Here is a 23,113-nt window from a genome sequence, read left to right as displayed (position 1 = left end):
TGGCTTCGCGCACTTTCTTCAGGGAACGTATGACTTTTTGGGCAGGTCCCATTTGCAGGCGCGTTCACCGCACAGCGGTGAGCCCCTTCCCTTACTGCCCAAGAAAATCAGGAGCACGTCCATGACGCCCATGCTGAAGAAAGCCTCCAGCCTGTCCCTCGCCATCCTGCTGGCTGCCGGTGCCGGCCTGGCCCAGGCCGCCGACAAGCTGTCTCCGGCCGAATTCGTCGACGACGCCTCGGCCAAGGGCATCGCCGAGATCGAAGCGGCCAAACTGGCCCTGGACAAGAGCAAGTCCCAGGACATCAAGACCTTCGCCCAGAGCATGATCGACGACCACACCAAGGCCAACGAGCAGCTCAAGAGCCTGGCCCAGGAGAAGAAGCTGAAAGTCTCCACCGACGCCGAGCTGATGGACAAGGCCAAGGCCATGATCCTGCAGGTGCGTGACGACTCCTTCGACCGCTCCTATGCCAACAACCAGGTCGTGGCCCACGAGCAGACCATCGAGATCTTCCGCAACGAAGCCAAGACCGGCGATGACGCCGCGCTCAAGGCCTTCGCCGAGAAGACCCTGCCGAAGCTGGAGCACCACCTCCAGGAAGCCAAGGCGCTGCAGACCAAGTACGCGAAGTAATAGCGTCATCCCAATAGAAAAGGCCGTGGCGAGTGATCGCCACGGCCTTTTCTTGCAGCCTATCGCGGCCATGGGCCGCTCCTACAGAGGCTACCGTACCTGTAGGAGCGGCCCATGGCCGCGATCCGAACCCGGCCCGCACTACTTCGTAAGCGCCAACAAGGGGCAACCCGCCGTGACGGCGCTCAATTCTTGTGCAGCGCCTTGACCGATTCAGACGCTGCCAATATCGCGATCCCCAGCTAACACTGGGCTCACTCAACTTGGCTTCGCTCTTGCAAAGACCTCGGCAGGGGTGGCCAACGGCGGTCACCCAACCGACAAAGGCGTCAGTTCACCTCCCGGCAACGGGCAAGGGTGACTGGCGCCTTTTTCATGCCCGTGACGTGCCCGAGGTGCCTCCATGAGTCCCAGTTTCTGGAAAGCCGGCCATGCGCCGACCCTGTTCGCCGCCTTCCTCTACTTCGACCTGAGCTTCATGGTCTGGTACGTGCTCGGTCCCATGGCCGTGCAGATCGCCACCGACCTGCAGCTGACCACCCAGCAGCGCAGCATGATGGTGGCCACGCCCATTCTCGCCGGTGCCGTCCTGCGTCTGATCCTGGGCTTCGTCGCCGATCGGCTGTCACCCAAGACCGCCGGCATCATCGGCCAGGTGGTGGTGATACTGGCGCTGCTGGTGGCCTGGCAGCACGGTGTGCACAGTTATGAGCAGACCCTGGTGCTGGGCCTGTTCCTCGGCTTCGCCGGTGCGTCCTTCGCCGTCGCCCTGCCGCTGGCCTCCCAGTGGTATCCGCCGCAGCACCAGGGCAAGGCTCTGGGCATCGCCGGCGCCGGCAACTCCGGGACGGTGTTCGCCGCCCTCTTCGCCCCGGCGCTGGCCAAGGCCTTTGGCTGGACCAACGTATTCGGCTTCGCGCTGATCCCGCTGATCCTGACCCTGGTGGTCTTCGTGCTCTGCGCCCGCAACGCCCCGGAACGGCCGGCGCCCAAGAAGCTGGTGGACTACGGTCGTGCGCTGAACGACAAGGACAGCTGGTGGTTCATGTTCTTCTACAGCGTGACCTTTGGCGGCTTCCTCGGCCTTGCCAGCACCCTGCCCGGCTACTTCCATGACCAGTACAGCCTGGAGCCGGTGGTGGCCGGCTACTACACCGCCGCCTGCGTCTTCGGCGGCAGCCTGATGCGGCCCCTGGGCGGTGCCCTGGCCGACCGCATCGGCGGGATCCGCGCGCTGCTCGGCATGTATACCGTGGCGGCCATCTGCATCGCCGCCGTGGGCTTCCACCTGCCCAGCGCCATGGCGGCCCTGGCGCTGTTCGTGGTGGCCATGCTCAGCCTGGGCGCCGGCAACGGCGCGGTGTTCCAGCTGGTGCCCCAGCGCTTCCGCAAGGAAATCGGCGTCATGACCGGGCTGATCGGCATGGCGGGCGGCATCGGCGGCTTCGCCCTCACCGCCGGCCTGGGCGCGGTCAAGCAGGCCACCGGCGACTATCAACTGGGCCTCTGGCTGTTCGCCGCCCTCGGCGTGCTCGCCTGGTTCGGCCTGCTCAGCGTCAAGCGCCGCTGGCGCACCACCTGGGGCTCGGCTGCCGTTACCGCGGCGCGGGTCTGAGACCCTATTCAAAGTCTGCTGCGCGTCGGCCAAACCGCGTTGAAAATGCCCTGGGTCGCCAGCCCGGTCGGAATGCTCATTTACCGCTCGTAAACCCGAGCGCGGGTCCGATCCGCTTCCTCAGCCACTTTCGCGGGGCCGCCGAGGCCTTGTTTGTCGCTAGCTCGCGAGACTTAGAACAGGGTCTGAGGGAAGTCCGGCGGCTAGGGGCCGCCGGTTTTCATTCAGGGGGCGGAACGCACATAGCTGGTCAGCACGTGATCCCGCCAGACCCCGTCGATCTCCAGATAGCGCCGTGCCAGGCCCTCGCGCTCGAAGCCGAGCTGGGTCAGCAGATGGGCGCTGCGGACGTTCTCCGGCAGATGGTTGGCCATGATCCGATTCAGGCCCAGCTCGGCGATGACGAAGTCCCGCCCCAGGCGTACGGCCTGGCGCATCAGCCCCCGCCCCTGCCAGGCCGCATCCAGGCCGTAGCCCAGGTAGCAGGCCTGGAAACCCCCGCGAACTATCTGGCTGAAATTCACCGTGCCTATGACCAGCGGGCCCGCTCGCAGCACCAGGCGCAACTCGCTCAGACCCGGCCCTCCGGCGCGGTAGGCGGCTGCCTGCCCCTGCCATTGCGCCAGGGTATAGAAGGCGTCGGAGCGCCGCGGCATCGACAGCGCCAGGTGCTGGCGATTGCGTCGGTAGTAGTCGGCCACCGCGGCGGGATCGGCCAGGGTCAGGTCGATCAGTTCCACCGCCTCGGTCACGGCGAAGCGCGGTGGATACTGCAGCGGAACGCTCAGGGCGGTCATGACTTCACCTGCGGCGGCAATTCATAGACCCAGGTGGCGCAGCGCTGCCCGTCCGGACCTTCCCGATCGTTTTCCAGCACCCGGACGCGCCGGAAACCGACCCGTTCGGCAAGGCGCTGGCTGGCGTCGTTGGCGGCCGAGGTGGTGAGAAAGAACCCGGCCGTGCCCCGCTGCTCGACGAAATACCGCAGTGCGGCGGTCATCAGGCCCTGCCCGGTATGCAGGCTGTGCAGCCAGTAACCGATCTCGAAGCGCCGCCCGCCGTCCAGTGGCGTGAGCCCCAGGCAGCCGAGCAGTTCGTCACCGCGCACCAGGAAGTAGCGTTTCTCGCCCTGGGCGAGGGTGAAGGCGCCGCGGGCCGCGAGCAGGCTGTCGCGGGCCTGGGCGACGCTGGTCTGTTCGCGCGCCCAGGCAAGGAAGCGGCGGTGCTCGGCATAGCTCCAGTTCAGGGCGTCGGCGAAGGCCGCGGCCAGGCGCGGTTGCGGCCACACCAGCTCGAAGTCGGCCAGGGCGATGCGCGGTGGAAAATTCATGGCGAGGTCCCGAATTCCAGGCGCGGCACGGCGGCCAGCAGGCGCTGGGTCATGGCGTGAGCGGGCGCGCGCAGCACCCGTTCGGCGCTGCCCTGTTCGACGATGCGACCGCCGTCCATGACCGCGATACGATCGGCCAGGTACTCGACCACGCCAAAGTTGTGGGTGATGAACAGATAGGCCAGGCCGCGCTCCGCCTGAAGTTCGCGCAGGAGATCGAGGATCTGCGCCTGCACCGAGACGTCCAGCGCCGAGGTGGGTTCGTCGCATACCAGCACCCGCGGCTCGACGATCAGCGCCTGGGCGATGGCGATGCGCTGCCGCTGGCCGCCGGAGAATTCATGGGGAAAGCGCTGCAGGGTGTCCCCCGGCAGCCCGACCCGCTCCACCAGGGCGGCGGCACGTCTCTGGCGCTCGGCGGCGTCCAGTTCCGGGCGCAGGGCCAGCAGCCCCTGCTCCAGGGTGGCAGCGATGCGCATGCGCGGATCCAGGGAGGCGAAGGGATCCTGGAAGACGATCTGGATCTGCCGGCGCAGCCGTTGCAGGGTGCGTCCATCGGCCGTGAGCAGCTCTGCGCCGCCCAGGCGGGCACTGCCGCCGATGCGCGGCCCGTCGAGCAGCCGCAGCAGCGCCTTGCCGGTGGTGGTCTTACCGCAGCCGGATTCGCCCAGCAGGGCCAGGGTCTCGCCGGCGTGCAGGTCGAAGCTCACCCCGTCCACCGCCCTGACCCAGTCCCGGGTCCGGCCCCAGGCGCCGCGGCGGAGCGGATAGTGCACGGCCAGGTCGCGTACCTCCAGCAAGCACTCGCCCGGGGTTCGCGCGGGCAAGGTGCGGGGTACTCCTGCCAGGGTCTGGTCGCGCTTGGCGAAGGTGGGAATGGCGGCGAACAACTCGCGGGCATATGGATGCCGGGGCGCCTGGAAGAAGTCCGCCGCCGGCGCACTCTCGACGATCTCGCCGTGGCGCATCAGGGCCACGTGATGGGCCACCTGGCGCACCACCGCCAGGTCGTGGGTGATCAGCAGGATGGCCATGCCCAGTTCGCGCTGGATGTCGGCCAGCAGCGCGAGGATCTGTGCCTGGACGGTGACGTCCAGCGCCGTGGTGGGCTCGTCGGCGATCAGCAGATCCGGCTCGGCGGCCAGCGCCAGGGCGATCATGATGCGTTGCTTCTGGCCACCGGAGAACTGGAAGGGGTAGTCGTCGATCCGTCGCTCCGGCTCGGGAATGCCCACCCGACGCAGCCATTCCACCACCCGGGCGCGGGCGGCGGCGCCGCGCAGCGCGGTATGGGCGCGCAGGGTTTCCTCGATCTGCTCGCCGATGCGCATGACCGGATTCAGGCTGGTGGCGGGCTCCTGGAAGATGGTGCCGACGCGCCCGCCGCGCAATTCGCGCAGGCGCCCTTCCGGCAGTCGATGCAGATCGGTGCCGGCCAGCAGCGCCGCGCCGCGGGCGATGCCCAACGCAGGCGGCAGCAGCCGCAACAGCGAGAGCGCGGTGACGCTCTTGCCGCTGCCCGATTCCCCGACCAGGGCAAAGGTCTCGCCGCGGGCGATGGCCAGGCTCAGGCCGCGTACCGCCTGGCGCGTGCCCTCCTCGCCGTCGACCAGGATCTCCAGGTCGCGGATCTCCAGCACCGGGGTCATGGCTGCACCTCGTCCTGGCCGGGACGGCGCCTGAGCCAGGCGGATCTCAGCCGGCGACTGCGCGGATCGAAGGCGTCGCGCACGGCGTCGGCGAACAGATTGGCCGCCAGCACCAGAGCCAGCATGAAGGCGAAGGCGCTAAGCAGATTCCACCAGATCATGGGGCTGCGGGACATTTCGGTGCGGGCGTCGTTGATCATGGAGCCGAAGGAATTCATGGTCGGATCGACACCGATGCCCAGGTAGGAGAGCACCGCCTCGTAGAGCACCAGGCTGGAAAATTCCAGGGTCAGGGTGATGAGCACCAGGTAGAAGACGTTGGGCAGCAGGTGCCGGCGCAGGATGGTGAAGTGGGAAACGCCGAAGGCCCTCGCCGCCTGCACGTATTCCAGCTCGCGCAGCTTGAGCGCCTCGGCGCGCAGCAGGCGGCAGAGGCCGGCCCAGCCGGTGAGGCCGAGGATCAGGCAGAGCATGAAGAGACGCAGGTCGGCGCGCGCCGCGCCGGTGTCGAACAGCTCCGGATGGCGGTCGATGAACACCTGCATCATCAGCACGCAGGCCGCTACCAGCAGCACCCCGGGGATGGAGGTCAGGGTGGTGTAGAGGTAGGTGATGACGTCGTCCACCCGGCCCTTGAAGTAACCGGCGGCCAGGCCGAAGACGATGGCCGGTGGCAGCATGGCCAGGGTAGTCAGGCTGCCGATGACGAAGGCGGTGCGGATGCTCTTGAGCGACTGGTAGAGGACGTCGTTGCCGGTGCCGTCGGTGCCCAGCACGTGGTAACCACTGGCCAGGGCGATCACGCTGCCGGCCACCAGGCAGACGCCCAGCCAGGTCAGCAGGATGGCGCGCCAGGGCGTGGCGGTCTGGCCGCGGAGGATGAGTCCGCAGCGGCTGGCTAAGCCACCCGGCTCGCGCAGCCGTGCCGCGGCCAGGGCGGCAGTCGCCAGGGCCAGCGCCAGACCGCCGAGCAGGCCCAACGTCAGCCGCTTGAGGACATCGCCCCGCCACTCGGTAGCGGGATCGCGCAACGTGGTGCCGGCATGCTTGAGGCGGGGGAAGTCCCGCAGCGGCGCGCCCTCGGCGCTGGTGCCCAGGGTTTCCTTGGTGAACTGGTGGGTGGCGAGCGGCGCCGAATAGGTCTTCTCGCGCTGGGTCAGGCTGGTCTCGGCCAGCAGGCCGTCGAGGGCCGAGAGTACCGTGGGCGAGTAGATCGGCGCCGTGGCGCCAGGCGTCGCGGGTAACTGGGGCCGGTAGTGCAGCGAATCCAGCAGGGCGATGGCGACGAAGCTGGCCAGCACCACGGCCGCGCTCATCGCCGGGGCATCCTGCAGCACCCGGCGCCAACTGGCGCGCAGGGCCGGCTGGCGACGCGCGCGCCAGGCATAGCACAGGCTGCCGGCCACCAGCAGGTAGAGGGCGAGGTCGGTCCAGAGTAAGACGAATTTCGGCATGGCGGCTACCTGAAGCGAACGCGCGGATCGGCGAGGGTGTAGGACAGGTCCGCCAGGATCAGGCCGACGATGTAGAGCACCGACCCCAGGAACACCATGGTGCGGACCACGGCGAAGTCCTGGCCGTTGATGGCGTCGATGGTGTAGCTGCCCAGGCCGGGAATGCCAAAGAAGGATTCGGCGATCAGGCTGCCCATGATCAGCAAGGGAATGGCCGAGACCACCCCGGTGAGGATAGGCAGCGCCGCATTGCGCAGCACATGGCGCAGGAGCACCTGGCGCTCGGCCAGGCCCTTGGCGCGGGCGGTGCGCACATAGTCCTTGCCGATCTCTTCGAGAAACAGCGCGCGATAGAAGCGGGCCTGGCTGCCGAGGCCGGCTATCACCGCCACCAGCACCGGCAGGGCCAGGAAGCGCAACAGATTCCAGCCTTCTTCATAGCCGGAAAAGGGCACCAGGCGCAGCGTCTTCGCGAACAGCCACTGGCCGGCGATGATGTAGAACAGCGAGGAGATCGACAGCAGCACCACGCAGAGCACCACGCCCCAGAAGTCCAGCCGGGTGGCGCGAAAGAACACCAGCAGCAGGGCGAAGCCGACGCTGGCCGCCAGGCCGAGCACGAAGGTCGGCAGCGCCAGCGCCAGACTCGGGCCGGCGCGCTCGGCGATCTCCCGGCCGATGTCGCGGCCGCTGTCGGAGGTGCCGAAGTCGAACACCAGCAGACTGGCCGACCGTTCGAAGAAGAGCGTATCGGTCAGCTGCTCCATTCCTTCACGGGTGGTATTAATGAGCAGCGGCTTGTCGTAGCCGTGCTCCGCCTTCCAGTCCTCGATGGCTTCGGCGGTGACGTACTTGCCGCCGATGGCCAGGCGCGCCATGTCGTCCGGGGTGTTGACGGTAAAGAACAGCAGAAAGGTCAGCAGATTCACGCCGATCAGGATGAGCACGCCATAGGCCAGGCGCCGCAGCAGATAGCCGATCATGGCCGCCCCTCCCCGTTGCCGTCGCCAAAGGCGGTCTGGCGTTCACGGCGCCGGAGGCTGCGCCAGGCCGGCCAGATCAGCAGCAGCCCCATGCCCAGCAGCAGCCACAGCGGCCAGAGCACCGGCCGGTTCCATTCCAGCACCTTGCGCTCGCGCAGCGCCGGGTCCAGACGCAGATAGCGCAGCTGATCGCGCACCATCTGGGTCGGCTTGGCGTTGTAGACCCACTGCTGATAGGCCCCGGCCGACAGGGGATTCCAGCCGAACAGCCAGGGCGCGTCCTGCTGCACGATGGCGACCATGCGCCGGATCAGGGCGACCTTTTCCGGTCCGTCATCGAGACTCTTCATCTGCTCGAACAGCCGGTCGTATTCGGCATTGCTGTAGTTGCCGGCATTCTCGCCACCGTGCTTGGCCTTGCCCTGGGGACCGTAGAAGAGGAACAGGAAGTTCTCGGCATCGGGATAGTCGGCGTTCCAGCCCCAGAAGAAGATCTGCGCCGCGCCCTTGCGCATCTTGTCCTGGAATCTGTTGTAGTCCGAGCCGCGCAGTTCCAGCTGGATGCCCAGCTTGGCGGTCTGCTGGCGCATCCAGTCGAACATGGCGCTGTCGCCGCTGGTCTGGGCGTCGTATTGCAGGATCAGCGGCCGCCCGCTGCTGGCATCGCGGCCATCGGGATAGCCGGCTTCGGCCAGCAGCTGTTGGGCCTCTTCGATGGGTCGCCGCTCGGGCTTGCCATCCACCATTCGATAGACCACCGGGTTGCTGCCGGCCGGCGGCGCTTCATAGCCCAGCACGCCCGGCGGCAGCGGGCCATTGGCGACCAGGCCGTTGCCGTTGAGAAAGACGGTGATGTAGCTCTCCCAGTCGAAGGCGATCGACAGTGCCTGGCGCAGCTTGCGATTGCGCACCTGCTGCTCGGGCGTTGCGCCCTGCCCCACCACCGGATCCAGCCAGTTGAAACCCAGGTACCAGTTGGACGCCTCCACCGCGGTGGGCAACTTGAGGCCACGCTCGCGGTAGAGCTCGGCGGAATCGGCCGAATCACCGGCCTTGGTGCGCAGCGCCACGCCATATTCGCCGCGCTCGACCTGGGGGGTGTCGTAGTAGCCCTGGATGAATTTGCCCATCAGCGGCACCCCTTCCTTTTCCAGGCTGAACACCGCGCGGTCGATCAGCGGCATGGGCTTGCCGCAGTCGTCCAGCCGGCCCTGTTCGCGATCCTCGGGCTCCCCTTCGCAGGGATAGGGATCGGCGTGGTAGTTGGGATTGCGCTCCAGCACATGGCGGCGATTGGGGATGGACTCGGCCAGGCGATAGGGTCCGGTGCCCACCGGCCAGCTGTTGAAGCCCAGGTTGTGCTCGGCCATCCCTGGCTGGCTGTAGAAGCGATCCGCCTCCCAGGGCACCGGCGCGGCGAAGGTCATGGCCAGCCAGTAGTTGAACTGGGGGTACTTGCCGATCACCCGCAGCCGCAGGGTGTGGTCGTCCAGCACCTCGACCCCGGGCAGCTCGCCCTGGCGCAGGTCCAGCCAGGGCAGCGGCGCGCCCCTGGGCAGGCCGGCGCGCAGGGCCTTGTCGGCGGCGCGCAGGCCGTCGCCATAGGCCTGCATGCCGACCAGGTGCTCGGCGAAGATGGCGTAGCTGGGGGAGACCAGCCGCGGACTGGCCAGGCGACGCAGGCCGTAGGCGTAGTCGGCGGCGGTCAGGGCGCGGCTGCCGGTCTCGGGAAAGTCGGGGATCTGGTAGCGATCGGCCAGGTCGGCGGGCTGGATCGGGAAGTAGCGGTAATGGCCCTGGGCATCGCGGGCAAAGGCCGGATGAGGCGCATAACGGGCGTCGCGGCGGATGGGGATGTCGTAGACGCTCTCGGCGATCTGCGCGGCCGGTGCGTCGTCCGGCAGGCGACGGCCCTGGGCATCCAGGTAGTAAGGCGTGACCACCCGCTCGGCGCCGCGGGGGATCAGCGCGTAGGGCCGCTTGAAGTAGTGGTAGCTGTAGAGGGGTTCATAGATGTTGTAGGTGAAGTTGGTCTCGTCGCCGGAATAGGAACTGGCCGGATCGAGGTATTTCGGCGAGCGGGTGGTGAAGGCGGTATAGAGGGTATTCTGACCTTCGGCTCCGGCGCGGTAGGGGCTGTTGATCGGCGTATCGGGTGAACAGCCACCGAGCAGCGCCAGGGTCAGCAGCGCGAGGAGTTGTCTGGACAGTCTGGGCATCGCGTTCCTGCACCGAAAGGGACCTGAGGCGGCAGCGTCCGCCTAACCGGCTAAGCTTGAGCTATTTTCCCGCGAGGCGCAGCACCCCATGCAATCCCGGAAAGATTTCGACAAGATCGTCCACTGGTCCCAGCTCCAGGCGCCCGACGGCCCCGGCTATGCCGACAGTGACGAGCGCTTTTCCCTGGGCGCCGCCTTCGGCCGTCACTTCGGCTTCGCCCGCCTGGGCATCCACCACGAATGGCTGCCACCCGGTCGTCGCACCTCGCGGCCCCATGCCGAGGCCACCGAAGACGAATTCATCTATGTGATCTCGGGCCACCCCACCGCCTGGATCGACGGCCACGTCCAGCGCCTCAAGCCAGGTGACGGGGTGGGCTTCAAGGCGGGGGATGGCGTCGCCCACACCTTCATCAACGAGACCGACGAGCCGGTGGAGTTGCTGGTGGTGGGCGACACCAGCCGGCCGGACAACCGCCTGCACTATCCGCTGCATCCGGAATACACCGCCGGTCTGGGGGACAAGCAGTGGCAGGACTGTCCCAAGCGGGAACTGGGGCCGCATACGGGTGAGGCGATATCGCGCAAAAAGGACGACGAGTGCTCTTGAATCCGTTGCGACTCCCCGCCTCCATCCGCGCCAACGCGGGACTTCTCACCCAGTTGCAATTGGCGCCCGATACCTGCTTCGGCTGTGGCGAGCATCGGCTTGAGTCTCATGCCGAGAGAAGCGGTGCCTCCCTACCCTGCTTTATCGCGGCCATGGGCCGCTCCTACAGTGTAGGAGCGGCCCATGGCCGCGATAGCCTGCACACGGCTCCTTATCCTACTGTTGGGCTGCGGCGATGGAGCTGCCTCAACCCCACAGGGCCTCAGCCAACACCTTGGTGCGAGGAAAACGCTGCGCGGTTTTCCACCTTACGCGGGAGCTGTGGGAGCTATCTCTCCCTTGAGGTGGGGGGCGGCGGCTCAGGCCCTGCGCGCCTGGGCCGCGCTCACCGCCGCGCGCAGTGCCAGCAGGTAGCTGTCCACGCCGAAGCCGGCGATCTGCCCCAGCACGATCTCGGCGAACACCGAGTGATGGCGGAAGCTCTCCCGCGCATGGATGTTGGACATGTGCAGTTCCACCACCGGGACGGTAAGGATCGCCAGGGCGTCGCGGATGCCGTAGCTGTAGTGAGTCCAGGCGCCGGCGTTGATCAGCACCCCGTCGACGCCCTCCTCGTAGCCCTGGTGGATGCGCTCCACCATCGCCCCTTCGTGGTTGCTCTGGAAGGACTCTATTTCCACCCCCAGTTCCGCACCGAGGGCCGCCAGCCTGGTGTCGATCTCGGCCAGGGTCACGGTGCCGTACTGCACCGGATCGCGCTTGCCAAACATGTTGTGGTTGATACCGTGCAGCATCAGGATCTTCATGGGATCGCTCATGTCAGGGGAAGGGTCAGCCGGTCGATGACCGGCCGGGTCTCGGGGCGCACGCCGCGCCACCAGGCGAAGGCTTCAGCGGCCTGCTCCACCAGCATGCCCACGCCGTCCGCCAGTTGCGCCACGCCCTGTTCCTTAGCCAGGCGCAGGAAGGGCGTCAGCCCCTTGCCATAGGCCAGTTCGTAGGCCAGCGCCGCCTGGGCAAAGACGTCGGCCGGGACTGGTGGCAGCTCACCGACCAGGCTGGCCGAGGTGGCGTTGATCACCAGGTCGAATCTCTCCCCTTGCAGGGCCTCGTAGCTGCTTACACTCAGCAGCGGATGCCCGATCTCCTGGGCGAGCCCTGCGGCCTTCTGCCTATCGCGATTGACCATCACCAGCGCCGCCGGCCCGGCCGCGAGGAAGGGCAACAGCGCCCCCCGTACCGCGCCACCGGCGCCCAGCAGCAGCACACTCTTGCCGGCCAGCGGCTGGCCGAGGTTGACCTCGATGTCGCGCAGCAGGCCGATGCCGTCGAAGTTCTCCGCCAGCACCCGCTCCCCCTCGAACTTCAGCGCATTGGCCGCCTTGGCCAGGCGCGCCCTTTCGCTGGGCTCGGTGGCCAGCTGGAAGGCCTGCAGCTTGAAGGGCGCCGTGACATTCATGCCCCGCCCGCCCTGGGCGCGAAAGCGCGCCACGTCACCGGCAAAATCCTCCAGCGAGCCTTCGATGGCACCGTACTCCAGGTCCTGGCCGCTGGTTGCGGCGAACAGCCCATGGATGAGAGGGGACTTGGTGTGATTGATCGGGCGGCCGATCACCGCGTAGTGGTCGGTCATGCCGGCATCTCCTGGGTGAAGAGCACGCCATCGGCCTGCAGCTGGGCGATCTCGTCCGCGCTGTAGCCCAGGCTCCGGGCCACGGCGGCGTTGTGCTCACCGAGATCCGGCGCCACCTGCTGGATGGTGGTGTCGCAGTCGGAAAAGCGGAATGGCAGATTGGGCATGCGCAGGGTGCCGAAGCGCGGGTGCTGCTGCTCCTGGATCATGCCGCGGGCCTTGATCTGCGGATCCTCGATCACCTCGTCGATGCGCTGCACCTTGGCGCAGGGCACGTCGATCTCGTCAAGCAGCGCCAGCAGCCGGGCGACCGGATTGGCCGCCACCCAGGCCTTGACGATGGGCAGGATAACTTCGCGATGGGCGTTGCGGCCGGTGGAGGTGTGGAAGCGCAGGTCACTGCCGAAACCCGGCTGGCCAGCGTCCTGTTCGACCAGGGCGGCGAAGCGCTTCCAGGAGTCGTCCACCTGGGCGGCGATGACCAGGTCGCCGTCCTGGGCGCGGAATACGCCATAGAGGGTCGAGGTGGGCATGTCGTGACCGGTCTGCTGCGGCAGGATCTCGCCGCCGGACAGGGTGTAGCACTGCACCGCGTACTCGTGCATGGACACCAGGGTGTCATACAGCGCCATGTCGATGTGCTGGCCGCGGCCGCTGGTGACCCGGCCGAGCAGCGCCGCGTTGATGGCGGCCACCGCGTGGGCGCCGGTGTACATGTCGCCCAGGGAGATGCGCAGCAATGGTGGAGCCTCGCCCGGCGTGCCGACCATCTGCATGATGCCGCTCTTGGCCTCGGCGATCAGGCCGAAGCCGGCGCGATGGGCGTCGGGCCCGGTGTGGCCGTAGGCGGAAATCGAGCAGTACACCAGTCGCGGATTGCGCGCGGACAACTCCTGATAACCCAGGCCGAGCCTGTCCAGGGCGCCGGGCCGGTAGTTCTCGATGAAGACGTCGGCACTGTCGCAGAGCTGCTGCATGAAGGCCTTGCCGCGCGGGTCCTTCATGTTGACGCTGACGCCCTGCTTGCCCATGTTGAGTTGCAGGAAGTAGCCGCTCTGCTGGTCGTCGAGGACGAAGGCGTGCTGGCGCCCGGCATCGCCGCTGCCGGGACGTTCCACCTTGATGACCTCGGCGCCCAGCGCCGCCAGGCAGCGCCCCACATAGGGACCGGCGAGGAAGTGGCTGTAGTCGATGACCCTCAGGCCTTTCAGCGGCAGTGGCTGGCTCATAGGGCGCCCTCCCGCCGCGGCACCATCAGGCGGTGCTCGCCGCGCTGGACCACCTCGCCCTTCTGGTTGATCAGCTCGGACGGCAGCACCACGATGCCCCAGCCCGGCTTGCTCTTGCTGGGTCTCATGGACCCGACGCGCATTTTCACATGCAATTCGTCGCCGACGCGGATCGGCAGGAGGAAGTCCCAGGTCCAGCCCAGCGACATCCCCGGCAGGAAGCGATAGTCGCACTGGGTCTTGAGACCGTCGGCGATGGAGAGCCCCATCAGGCCATGGGCGACCAGGCCGCCGAAGTGGCTGGCATTGGCATAGGCCTCGTCGACGTGGACCGGGGTGTGGTCACCGGTCAGGTCGGCATAGGCCAGGATGCGTTCCTTGGTGACCTTGTAGCTCGGGGTGATCGCCTCGTCGCCTTCGCGAGCGTCCTCGAAATATTTTTCTTGTACGGTCATGGTCGCTGTCACTCGGTTTGACGGGCGTTGACGGCCAGGGCGTCGTGCACGGCGCGGGCCGGCACGGCCTGGATGAATTCCAGCGCCAGGCCATCGGGCAGGCGCAGCCAGTTGTAGCCCTGGGGCAGTTGCTCCACACCCTCGAAACGCCTTGCGGCGGCCAGGGCGGCGTCGAGGTCCTCGCACATCAGTCCCAGGTGGCCCAGGCGCCCCTCGGGGCCGGCGAAATCCGGCTTGCTCATGAATTGCATACCGCCCAGGGTCCAGTACTGGGTGGGCTGCTCGACCGTGCCCTGCACCTCGCGCAGGGTCATGCCGAACACCTCGTGGAAGAAGCGGATGTGCCAGTGGATGTCTTTCACCCAGATGGCCACGTGTTCCAGATAGGCCTTGGGAATGCTCATGATGTGGCGTCCTCTTGTTGTCGATCGGCCAGGGCGCGCTCGATGCCCTTGATGCAGGCGACCAGCGTGGCGTTGACCGGGGTCGGTACGCGGTACTGCTGGCCGAGCCGCACCACCGCGCCGTTGATGAAGTCGATTTCGGTGATGGAGCCCCTCTGCAGGCTCTGCAGCATGGAGGTCTTGAACGACGGCGCCAGCCCTTCGCGGGCCAGTTGCCAGGCGGCTTCAGGTTCCTGCAGCCCCAGCTCGACCCCGGCGGCGCGGGCCACCGCGATGGCCTCGGCGACCGCCTGCAAGGCGGTGTCTCGCAAGAGCGGCTCGCTATAGAGCTGGCCGTAGGTGAGCTGGGTGATGCCGGTGAGGGCCCCGGTGGCGACGTTGACCTGCAGCTTGTCCCACAGTGTGCCGCGGATATTCGCGCTGACTGTGGTGGCCAGCCCTGCGCCGGCAAAGGCCTCGGCAACCGCCTGCACCCGCGGAGTGAGCTGGCCGTCGAGTTCGCCGATGAGGGTCTGCTTGCCGGCCACCCCGCTGCGGATCCGCCCCGGGCCGAGCAGCACCCCGCCGACATAGGTCTTGCCGGCGATCACCCGCTCCGGGCCGACGATCTCGGCCAGCAGCTCTTCGTGGCCGAGGCCGTTCTGCAGCGACAGCACCAGGGTCTCGGGACCGACCAGCGCCAGTGCCTGGCGCATGGCCTCGGCCGTGGCGAAGGACTTGACCAGCACCACCACCAGGTCGACCACCCCGACCGTCTCAGCGCTCATCGCCGCCCGTACCTGGACCCGGCGACGGCCCTCGGCGGTCTCGATGTCCAGGCCGTCACGGGCGACCGCCGCGATATGGGCATTGGGCCGATTGAGCAGCCAGGCCTCGTGCCCCGCCTCGCTCAGCCAGGCGCCAAAGGTGCTGCCCAGGGCGCCGGCCCCGAGGATGCAGATTTTCATGGATCGGGCTCCTTGTTTTCGCCCTACCCTAGGCCCGCGTCTGCTATTGAGCTATACAAAGAGTCCAATTCGCCCATCAGGAATGCTGATAATGCTGCCGACGGACGGCCTGCCCGAACCCAAGCTGCTGATGCTGTTCGAGGTGCTCTATCGCACCGGCAGCGTGACCCGGGCCGCCGAACAGCTGGGTCAGAGCCAGCCCACCATCAGCCTCTGGCTGGGCAAGTTGCGCCAGCAGCTGCGCGATCCGCTGTTCGTGCGCACGCCTGGCGGCATGAAGCCCACGCCCCAGGCCGAGGCCCTGATCACCCCCTGTCGTGAGGTGCTCGAGTCCCTGCGCCGGCTGGTGGCCTGGGAAGTCGCCTTCGAGCCCGCCACCGCCCAGCGGCTGTTTCGCCTCTGCCTGAGCGATGCCAGCCACATCACCCTGCTGCCGCGGATCCTGGCGCAGTTGCGCGAGGTGGCGCCCGGGGTGCGGCTGGAGATCGCGCGGATCGACGGCAACACCGAGCAGGCCCTGGAGATCGGCGAGGCGGATCTGGCGATCGGCTTCATTCCCTGGCTGGGCGGCAGCCTCTATCAGCAATTGCTGTTTCCCCAGGATTGGGTCTGCCTGGTCAGCGCCCGCCATCCGCGCCTCGGCGAGCGATTGACGGCCACGGCCTATGCCGAGGAGGGCCACGTGCTGGTCAGTGCCGGCACCGGGCAGAAGCTGCTGGAAGCGGGTCTGGTACGCGCCGGGATGCAGCGCCGCATCGTGCTGGAGCTACCGGGCTTTCTGGGCGTCGGCGCGGTGGTCGGCACCTCGGACCTCATCGTCACCCTGCCGCGGCATATCGGCACCACCCTGGCGGAGACCTATGGCCTCAGGGTCCACGAATGCCCGGTACCGATCGAAGGCTTCGCGGTCAGGCAGCACTGGCACGCGCGCTATCACCAGGACGCCGGCAATCGCTGGTTGCGCGGGGTGCTGCTGGAGCTCTTCGGCCAGGGCCGCTAGCGCCGGGGCCGCAAACGAAAAAGCCCCAGCACGGGGCTGGGGCTTTTGGGCAGGACGCCTGGACGATCAGTTGTCCAGAGCCGGGCGCTGGCCGGCGATGGCGATGCGCTTGGGCTTGGCTTCTTCCGGGATCACGCGCACCAGTTCGATGCTCAGCAGGCCGTGCTTGAGATCGGCACCCTTCACCTCGATATGGTCGGCGAGGCGGAAGGACAGCTTGAAGGCGCGCTGGGCGATGCCCTGATGCAGGAAGGTCACGCTCTCGGCGCTGTTTTCGCGCCGGCCACCCTTGACGGTGAGCACGCCACGCTCGACTTCGATCTCCAGGTCATCTTCCTGGAGGCCGGCGGCGGCGATCACGATGCGATACTGGTCGTCACCGTGCTTCTCGACGTTGTAGGGCGGATAGGAGCTGCCAGCGTCGTTGCGCAGAGCGGATTCGAACAGGTCGTTGAACCGGTCGAAGCCGACGGAATGACGGAACAGCGGGGCCAGGGACAGTACGTTGCTCATGGTGAATCTCCTGATAGGTTCAGCAAGTTTCGGTGTTGCCTGCGGGACCCGACTTCGGCATCCCGCATGAACCTAGATAGGAATCCCCCACAAAATTTCAAGGGCGAATCCCGACGAACGGTAGTGCCCGCTATTTCTTCTTCGGCTTGCGCTTTTTCTTCTTGGCGGCGGTCAGCGGCAGCGCCTGCTCGAAGGCCGAGCGCACCTCCTGCAGCCGGCGCTCCTTGAGGTCGTGGATGCGCTTGCCGCGCTCGGTGGTGAAGTCGATGAGATTGCTGTCGTCGCTCATGTCGCTATCCGGCGAAAGGTGAGATTCAGCCGCAACCCGCTGGCTTTGCGGGTCTTGGCGATCTGGTGCTGCCAATGATGCTGGGTCGCGCCGGCCATGACCAGCAGGCTGCCGTGACCCAGTTCCAGGGAATGGCCGATGCGGCTGGTGCCCTTGCGGCGGAAGTCGAAGCGCCGGGCGGCGCCCAGGTTGAGCGAGGCGACCAGCGGATTGGTGCCGAGACTGGCCTCGTCGTCGCTGTGCCAGCCCATGGAATCCTGGCCGTCGCGGTAACGGTTGAGCAGCACGCCATTGAAGGCCTGGCCGCAGGCCGCCTCGACGGCTTCACGGATGAGTTGCAACAGCGGCGTCCAGGGCAAGGCGGCGTGATCCAGGCCGGCGTAGCCGTAGACCACCCCGGGGTCGGCATACCAGGCGACCTGTCGCGGCACCGGGTGCCAGCGGCCAAACACCCGCACCTGCGGCTGGCTCCAGGGGGTTTCGGCGTCCAGCTGCTGCAGCCAGGCATCGGCTCGTTCCGGGGATAGCCAGTGCGGGTGGAAGGCCAGCTCGGCGTCGTCCAGCTCCAGGCGCTCGAGCATGGCTAGACCCGCAGATCCACCTGAGCGCCCACCTGCTCCGGCTCTTCCAGGGCCTGGGCACGTTCGGCGCCAAGGCCCTGGCGCAGGGCTTCGCGCTGCCGGCGGCGGCGGCGCGCCTCGCGATCCAGGGTCGCTTCGTCCTCCAGCGGGGCGTGCGCCGTTTCGGCAGGTGCCGTCACCGGCGCGACCACGGGGCGCACGGGCGCCGGATCCAGCTGGTTGGGTGGGGTCACGCCCAGGGGCGGAACGATGGGGATCATGACGGGGACCTCGAATTCGCGGACTGCGGCAAAGAGCGCGTTAGGCTTCTGACTCCGCTTTCGCTAAAATAGCCGGCTTTTTGATAGCTGGGGAGAAGCTTCCACATGGCGTCGCATCAACCGGGACAACGCTGGATCAGTGACAGTGAGGCCGAACTGGGCCTGGGAACCATCCTGGCCCTGGACGGCCGCCTGCTCACGGTGCTCTATCCAGCCACCGGTGAGACGCGCCAGTATGCCCAGCGCAACGCCCCGCTGACCCGGGTGCGCTTCGCCCCGGGCGACGAGGTGACCCATTTCGAGGGCTGGAAGCTCACCGTGCGCGAGGTCTCCGAAGAGGACGGCCTGCTGACGTACCACGGCTTCACCGCCGAGCGCGAGGCACGCAGCGTGCCCGAGGCCCAGCTGTCGAACTTCATCCAGTTCCGCCTGGCCAGCGACCGCCTGTTCGCCGGGCAGATCGATCCCCTGCCCTGGTTCGGCCTGCGCTATCACACCCATGAGCACCGCAACCGCCTCCTGCAGTCCAGCCTCTGGGGCCTTGGCGGTACCCGCGCCCAGCCGATCCCGCACCAGCTGCACATCGCCCGCAGCGTGGCCGACCGGGTCGCGCCGCGCGTCCTGCTGGCCGACGAAGTGGGCCTGGGCAAGACCATCGAAGCCGGCCTGGTGATCCATCGCCAGCTGCTCAGCGGTCGCGCCAGCCGCGTGCTGATCCTGGTCCCGGAAAATCTCCAGCACCAGTGGCTGGTGGAGATGCGCCGCCGCTTCAACCTGGAAGTGGCGCTGTTCGACGCCGAGCGCTTCATGGCCAGCGAAGAGGGCAACCCCTTCGAGGACGCCCAGCTCGCCCTGGTCTCCCTGGACTGGCTGGTGCGCGACGAAAAGGCCCAGGATGCCGCCTTCGCCGCCGGCTGGGACCTGCTGGTGGTCGATGAAGCCCACCACCTGGTCTGGCACCCCGAGGGCGCCAGCCGCGAATACAGCCTGGTCGAGCAACTGGGCGAGGTCATCCCCGGCGTGCTGCTGCTGACCGCGACGCCCGAGCAACTGGGCCAGGACAGCCACTTCGCCCGCCTGCGCCTGCTCGATCCCAGCCGCTTCCACGACTTCGCCGCCTTCCAGCAGGAGTCCCAGCACTATCGCCCGGTGGCCGAAGCCGTGCAGGAACTGCTCGACGCCGGCGCCCTCAGCCCGGCCGCCCAGGACGCCATCGGCGGTTTCCTCGGCCAGGAAGGCGAGACCCTGCTGAACGCTGCCGCCGCCGGCGATGCCGAGGCCCGCGCGCGCCTGGTGCGCGAGCTGCTGGATCGCCACGGCACCGGCCGGGTGCTGTTCCGCAACACCCGCGCCGCGGTCAAGGGTTTCCCCGAGCGCGAGCTGCACGCCCACGCCCTGCCCTTCCCGGATGCCTACCTGGACGAGGGCGTGATGCCCGGCCAGTCGCTGCAGCCGGAAACCGAATTCGCCCCGGAAGACGACAACGACCGCTGGTGGCGCCACGACGGCCGCGTCGAGTGGCTGATCGACACCCTCAAGGCGCTCAAGCCGCACAAGGTGCTGGTCATCTGCGCGCGCATGGAAACCGCCCTGGACCTGGAAGACGCCCTGCGCCTGAAGTCCGGCATCCCGGCCACGGTGTTCCACGAGGGCATGAGCATCCTCGAGCGCGACCGCGCCGCCGCCTACTTCGCCGACGAGGAATTCGGCGCCCAGGTGCTGATCTGCTCCGAGATCGGCAGTGAAGGCCGCAACTTCCAGTTCGCCCACCATCTGGTGCTGTTCGACCTGCCGGCCCACCCGGACCTGCTGGAGCAGCGCATCGGCCGTCTCGACCGGATCGGCCAGCGCCACACCATCCAGTTGCACGTGCCCTACCTCGAAGGCAGCCGCCAGGAGCGTCAGTTCCAGTGGTACCACCAGGCGCTGAACGCCTTCCTGGCCACCTCGCCGACCGGCAGCGCCCTGCAGGCGCGCTTCGCCAGCGAGCTCGACGAGCAGCTGGCCGGTGGCGACGACGCCACCTGGCAGGCCTTGCTGGAACAGGGCGCCCAGGCGCGCGCTGCCCTGGAAGCCGAGCTGCACAATGGCCGTGACCGCCTGCTGGAACTCAACTCCTCCGGCGCCGGGGCCGGCGAGCAACTGGTCGAGGACATCCTCGAGCAGGACGACCAGTTCGCCCTGCCGATGTACATGGAAGAGCTGTTCAACGCCTTCGGCATCGACAGCGAAGATCATTCCGACAACGCCCTGATCCTCAAGCCCAGCGAGAAGATGCTCGACGCGGGCTTCCCCTTGGGCGACGACGAAGGCGTGACCATCACCTACGACCGCAACGTGGCCCTGGTCCGCGAAGACATGCAATTCCTGACCTGGGAGCACCCCATGGCCCAGGGCGGCATGGACCTGGTGCTGTCGGGCTCCATGGGCAACACCGCCGTGGCGCTGATCAAGAACAAGGCGCTCAAGCCGGGCACCGTGCTGCTGGAGCTGATCTACATCAGCGAGGCGGTGGCGCCACGTGCCCTGCAACTGGGTCGCTACCTGCCGCCCCTGGCGATCCGCTGCCTGCTGGACGCCAACGGCAACGACCTGGCTGCCCGGGTGGCCTTCGAGACCCTCAACGATCAGCTGGAAAGCGTGCCGCGCACCAGTGCCAACAAGTTCGTCCAGGCCCAGCGCGACTCCCTGGCCAAGCTGATCGGCGGTGGCGAAGGCAAAGCCCTGCCCCGCCACGAGGAACGCGTGGCCAAGGCCCGCCAGGCCTACCTGTCGGGCATGGACGAAGAGATCGCCCGCCTAGAAGCCCTGCGCGCGGTCAATTCCAGCGTCCGCCAGGACGAGATCGACCGCCTGCGCCAGCAACGCGAAGAAGGCCTGACCTACCTGGACAAGGCCTCGCTGCGCCTGGAAGCGATCCGGGTGCTGGTGGCGGGTTGAGTGGAGGGCTTCGTTAGCGAAGCTCTTCAGCAATACCAATCGCGGCCATGGCGGTCCGCCGATGCGGCCGCTCCTACAGGTTGAGCACAGACTGTAGGAGCGGCCCATGGCCGCGATGCGTTTCATGACAATACCCTGGGCTTCGCTATCGCTCAGACCAACCTGGCTACTCTCCCGCCGCCAGCGGTCGAGCCCCGGTTCACCGTCGTATCTTTGAGTCCGTAGCGTGGAAAACGGCGCAGCCTTTTCCGCATGACTCCCTAGCGAGGAGAGCCCTCACCCCAACCCTCTCCCGAGGGGAGAGGGGGCTACCCGAGCAGGCGTTCAGGATTTTCCGCCCCGGCAAGCTCGGGATCGGTCGCGAGGCAAGCCGTAGGTTGGGTTTAGACAGCCCCATCGTCGAAGCCCAACAGGCGGGGGCGAACCCATCGCGTTGGGCTTAGCTGGCGCTCAACCCAACCTACGGCACCGCTCGGCCACGTAGCGTGGAAAACGGCGCAGCCTTTTCCACTGGGCTCCCTAGCGAGGGGCGCCCTCACCCCAACCCTCTCCCGAGGGGGAGAGGGGGCTATCCGAGCAGGCGTTCAGCTTCTTCTGCCCCGGCAAGCCCGGGATCGGTCGCGAGGCAAGCCGTAGGTTGGGTTGAGACAGCCCCATCGTCGAAGCCCAACAGGCGGAGTCGAACCCGCCGTGTTGGGCTTCGCTGGCGCTCAACCCAACCGACGAAAACCTCTCACGCCGCCAGGGTCGCGCCGCCGTCCACCACGATGTCCTGCATGGTGATATGGCTGGCCAGGTCCGAGGCGAGGAACAGCACGGTGTTGGCGATCTCGTCGGGCTGGGCGATCTTGCGCAGCGGGATGCCCAGCTTGAAGTCTTCCGGCAGGCCGTCCACCAGGCGTTGATAGCCCTCGGGCGAGCCGAGCATGCCGGCCAGCATGGGGGTCGCCGTGGAGCCCGGCGAGACCACATTGCAGCGCACGCCCGACCCGGCCAGCTCCAGGGCCACGCAGTGGCTCAGGGACACCAGCGCCGCCTTGGAGGTGCAGTAGCCGGCCATCTGCAGGCGCGGCACATGGGCGGCGTTGGAGGCGATGTTGACGATGGCGCCCCGGCCCTGGGCCTTGAACAGCGGCACCAGCTGGCGGAACAGGTAGAAGGGGCCGGAGACGTTGACGTCCAGCAGCGCCTGCCAGTCGTCCAGGCTCAGGCTGTCGCTGGTGCCCAGGCGCAGCACGCCGGCGCCATTGACCAGCACGTCCAGGCGGCGCTCTTCAGCCAGCAGCGCCTGGCAGACTTCCTCCACCTGGGCCGCGTCGGCGACGTCCAGCAGCTGGGTGCGGAACGGATAGCTGCCCTCGGCGAATTGCCGGTCGAGGCCGATCACCTCGGCACCTGCTTCCTGGAAGCGCCGCGCCACTTGCAGCCCGATGCCCTGCCCTGCGCCGGTTACCCAGACGCGCTTGCCGGTGAAATCCAGTTGCGTCATCAGCAGAATCCTCAGGCGCGCGCGCGCAGCAGATCCAGCCAGCCCTGCAGGGTCGGCTGGGCGGCGAGATCGGCGAAGGTCACCGGCAGATCGCGCTTCTGCCACTCGCCCACCAGGGTCATGACCTGCACCGAGTCCAGGCCGAAATCGGTGAGGTTATCGTCCAGCGCCGGTGCTTCATCATCGGCGTCCAGCAGTGGCTGGACCTGGGCGCGCAGCCAGGCTTCATCGAGCACGGCCGCACCCGCGCCGGTGACCTGGGCGGTGCTCAGGGTGCTGCCGCAACGGGTGGCCACGTAGCGCAGCGCCATGCGGTGCTCTTCTTCGCTGAAGTCGGCCACGGCGTCGCCGATCAGGAAGGCCTGGATATCTCTCATGAAGGCATCGGTGCAGGTGGTCAGGCAGCCGATATGGGCATAGACGCCGCAGACGATCAACTGATCGCGCCGCCATTCGGTCATCAGGTCCTGCAGGTTGGAACGGTGGAAGGCGCTGTAGCGCCACTTGGTCAGCACCACGTCGTCAGCCTTGGGCGCCAGCGCGTCCACCACCTGCTGCAGCGCGGGATCGGCCTGGGTCAGGCCTGGGCCCCACATGTCGTTGAGCAGGGCGCGATCGGCCGGCGGCTGGTCGGTGGGCTGGGCGGTATAGACCACCGGCACGCCCTGGGCATCGGCCCAGGCGCGCAGGGCGGCGATGTTGGCCACCACCTGATCGATCAGCGGGCTGTCGTCGCCATAGAACTCGACGAAATAGCGCTGCATGTCGTGGATCAGCAGCACGGCGCGATCGGCCACGGGCGTCCAGTCCACCTTGTTGGCGGGAAAGCCGTCGGGCTGGGGCAAGGGATAGGAGGCAAGACGGGGAATAGCCATG

At 67.5% G+C, this 23,113-nt stretch carries 23 protein-coding genes; 5 read left to right on the top strand and 18 right to left on the bottom strand.

Annotated features, from left to right (window positions below; all coding sequences use genetic code 11):
- The first annotated feature begins 121 nt into the window (after positions 1-121).
- Together ACZ5R1_RS08315 and ACZ5R1_RS08310 are read left to right on the top strand one after the other, a co-directional pair.
- Positions 122-637 (top strand): DUF4142 domain-containing protein, encoded by a 516-nt coding sequence (locus ACZ5R1_RS08315; protein WP_027599893.1) that lies wholly within the window; start codon positions 122-124, stop codon positions 635-637.
- A gap of 403 nt (positions 638-1,040) precedes the next feature.
- Complete coding sequence (locus tag ACZ5R1_RS08310) at positions 1,041-2,252, top strand: MFS transporter (protein WP_027599894.1); 1,212 nt, start codon at positions 1,041-1,043, stop codon at positions 2,250-2,252.
- Positions 2,253-2,476: 224 nt separating this feature from the next.
- On the opposite strand, the gene ACZ5R1_RS08305 is transcribed toward ACZ5R1_RS08310, so the two are convergent.
- The 6 genes from ACZ5R1_RS08305 to ACZ5R1_RS08280 are packed head-to-tail and all read right to left on the bottom strand — an operon-like array spanning position 2,477 to position 9,887.
- Positions 2,477-3,049, bottom strand: coding sequence for a GNAT family N-acetyltransferase (locus ACZ5R1_RS08305; protein ID WP_081347956.1), 573 nt, complete (start codon positions 3,047-3,049; stop codon positions 2,477-2,479).
- Positions 3,046-3,582, bottom strand: a complete 537-nt coding sequence (locus ACZ5R1_RS08300; RefSeq protein ID WP_027601857.1) for a GNAT family N-acetyltransferase — start codon at positions 3,580-3,582, stop codon at positions 3,046-3,048. The genes ACZ5R1_RS08305 and ACZ5R1_RS08300 overlap by 4 nt, the downstream gene beginning before the upstream one ends.
- Positions 3,579-5,231, bottom strand: coding sequence for an ABC transporter ATP-binding protein (locus ACZ5R1_RS08295; protein WP_464713021.1), 1,653 nt, complete (start codon positions 5,229-5,231; stop codon positions 3,579-3,581). Before ACZ5R1_RS08295 ends, ACZ5R1_RS08300 begins: the two co-directional genes overlap by 4 nt.
- Complete coding sequence (locus ACZ5R1_RS08290; RefSeq protein WP_464713020.1) at positions 5,228-6,685, bottom strand: ABC transporter permease; 1,458 nt, start codon at positions 6,683-6,685, stop codon at positions 5,228-5,230. Before ACZ5R1_RS08290 ends, ACZ5R1_RS08295 begins: the two co-directional genes overlap by 4 nt.
- A gap of 5 nt (positions 6,686-6,690) precedes the next feature.
- Positions 6,691-7,668 carry an ABC transporter permease gene (locus ACZ5R1_RS08285; RefSeq protein ID WP_027601854.1) on the bottom strand — a complete coding sequence of 326 codons (978 nt, stop codon included), beginning with the start codon at positions 7,666-7,668 and terminating at the stop codon, positions 6,691-6,693.
- Positions 7,665-9,887: an ABC transporter substrate-binding protein gene (locus ACZ5R1_RS08280; protein ID WP_464713019.1), complete on the bottom strand. Its 2,223-nt coding sequence runs from the start codon at positions 9,885-9,887 to the stop codon at positions 7,665-7,667. Before ACZ5R1_RS08280 ends, ACZ5R1_RS08285 begins: the two co-directional genes overlap by 4 nt.
- An 88-nt stretch (positions 9,888-9,975) precedes the next feature.
- On the opposite strand from ACZ5R1_RS08280, the gene ACZ5R1_RS08275 reads away from it, so the two are divergent.
- Positions 9,976-10,497 (top strand): cupin domain-containing protein, encoded by a 522-nt coding sequence (locus ACZ5R1_RS08275; protein WP_464713018.1) that lies wholly within the window; start codon positions 9,976-9,978, stop codon positions 10,495-10,497.
- Between the two features lie 359 nt (positions 10,498-10,856).
- On the opposite strand, the gene aroQ is transcribed toward ACZ5R1_RS08275, so the two are convergent.
- Genes aroQ through ACZ5R1_RS08245 form a run of 6 tightly spaced genes read right to left on the bottom strand, consistent with a single transcriptional unit; the run spans position 10,857 to position 15,165 of the window.
- Positions 10,857-11,303 carry a type II 3-dehydroquinate dehydratase gene (aroQ, locus tag ACZ5R1_RS08270; protein ID WP_074584253.1) on the bottom strand — a complete coding sequence of 149 codons (447 nt, stop codon included), beginning with the start codon at positions 11,301-11,303 and terminating at the stop codon, positions 10,857-10,859.
- 8 nt (positions 11,304-11,311) lie between these two features.
- Entirely contained in the window at positions 11,312-12,130 is an 819-nt protein-coding gene (aroE, locus tag ACZ5R1_RS08265; protein ID WP_288471022.1) for a shikimate dehydrogenase, read from the bottom strand.
- Positions 12,127-13,359 carry a CaiB/BaiF CoA transferase family protein gene (locus ACZ5R1_RS08260; protein WP_145248090.1) on the bottom strand — a complete coding sequence of 411 codons (1,233 nt, stop codon included), beginning with the start codon at positions 13,357-13,359 and terminating at the stop codon, positions 12,127-12,129. The genes aroE and ACZ5R1_RS08260 overlap by 4 nt, the downstream gene beginning before the upstream one ends.
- Complete coding sequence (locus ACZ5R1_RS08255; protein ID WP_074584256.1) at positions 13,356-13,814, bottom strand: MaoC family dehydratase; 459 nt, start codon at positions 13,812-13,814, stop codon at positions 13,356-13,358. Before ACZ5R1_RS08255 ends, ACZ5R1_RS08260 begins: the two co-directional genes overlap by 4 nt.
- An 8-nt stretch (positions 13,815-13,822) precedes the next feature.
- The gene (locus ACZ5R1_RS08250) at positions 13,823-14,218 is read right to left on the bottom strand and encodes a VOC family protein (protein ID WP_044340777.1); all 396 of its coding nucleotides are present in this window, start codon (positions 14,216-14,218) and stop codon (positions 13,823-13,825) included.
- On the bottom strand, positions 14,215-15,165 hold the full coding sequence (locus tag ACZ5R1_RS08245; RefSeq protein WP_042133320.1) for a ketopantoate reductase family protein: 951 nt from the start codon (positions 15,163-15,165) through the stop codon (positions 14,215-14,217). Before ACZ5R1_RS08245 ends, ACZ5R1_RS08250 begins: the two co-directional genes overlap by 4 nt.
- A gap of 91 nt (positions 15,166-15,256) precedes the next feature.
- On the opposite strand from ACZ5R1_RS08245, the gene ACZ5R1_RS08240 reads away from it, so the two are divergent.
- Complete coding sequence (locus ACZ5R1_RS08240; protein ID WP_464713017.1) at positions 15,257-16,165, top strand: LysR family transcriptional regulator; 909 nt, start codon at positions 15,257-15,259, stop codon at positions 16,163-16,165.
- A 66-nt stretch (positions 16,166-16,231) separates the two neighbouring features.
- Here ACZ5R1_RS08240 and ACZ5R1_RS08235 read toward each other — a convergent pair whose 3' ends face one another.
- The 4 genes from ACZ5R1_RS08235 to ACZ5R1_RS08220 all read right to left on the bottom strand — a co-directional run bounded on the left by ACZ5R1_RS08235 (position 16,232) and on the right by ACZ5R1_RS08220 (position 17,808).
- Complete coding sequence (locus tag ACZ5R1_RS08235) at positions 16,232-16,678, bottom strand: Hsp20 family protein (RefSeq protein ID WP_007160292.1); 447 nt, start codon at positions 16,676-16,678, stop codon at positions 16,232-16,234.
- A gap of 130 nt (positions 16,679-16,808) precedes the next feature.
- Positions 16,809-16,967, bottom strand: a complete 159-nt coding sequence (locus ACZ5R1_RS08230; protein ID WP_007160293.1) for a hypothetical protein — start codon at positions 16,965-16,967, stop codon at positions 16,809-16,811.
- Positions 16,964-17,548 carry an alpha-ketoglutarate-dependent dioxygenase AlkB family protein gene (locus tag ACZ5R1_RS08225; protein WP_144953086.1) on the bottom strand — a complete coding sequence of 195 codons (585 nt, stop codon included), beginning with the start codon at positions 17,546-17,548 and terminating at the stop codon, positions 16,964-16,966. The genes ACZ5R1_RS08230 and ACZ5R1_RS08225 overlap by 4 nt, the downstream gene beginning before the upstream one ends.
- A 2-nt stretch (positions 17,549-17,550) precedes the next feature.
- Positions 17,551-17,808 carry a hypothetical protein gene (locus ACZ5R1_RS08220; RefSeq protein ID WP_007160295.1) on the bottom strand — a complete coding sequence of 86 codons (258 nt, stop codon included), beginning with the start codon at positions 17,806-17,808 and terminating at the stop codon, positions 17,551-17,553.
- A gap of 105 nt (positions 17,809-17,913) precedes the next feature.
- Between ACZ5R1_RS08220 and rapA the strand changes: the two genes are divergently transcribed.
- Entirely contained in the window at positions 17,914-20,748 is a 2,835-nt protein-coding gene (gene rapA, locus ACZ5R1_RS08215) for an RNA polymerase-associated protein RapA (RefSeq protein ID WP_044340782.1), read from the top strand.
- A 733-nt stretch (positions 20,749-21,481) separates the two neighbouring features.
- Here the strand turns inward: rapA and dhbA are convergent.
- On the bottom strand, positions 21,482-22,237 hold the full coding sequence (gene dhbA, locus ACZ5R1_RS08210; RefSeq protein ID WP_363290435.1) for a 2,3-dihydro-2,3-dihydroxybenzoate dehydrogenase: 756 nt from the start codon (positions 22,235-22,237) through the stop codon (positions 21,482-21,484).
- 11 nt (positions 22,238-22,248) lie between these two features.
- A complete protein-coding gene (locus ACZ5R1_RS08205) occupies positions 22,249-23,112 on the bottom strand; it encodes an isochorismatase (RefSeq protein ID WP_464713016.1) in 864 nt (287 codons plus the stop codon).
- Position 23,113: the final 1 nt, after the last annotated feature.

It is taken from the genome of Pseudomonas sp. Pso3 (genome assembly GCF_055393275.1).
Note: the sequence above shows the minus strand (reverse complement) of the source record. Positions and strands in the feature narration are given on the sequence as shown.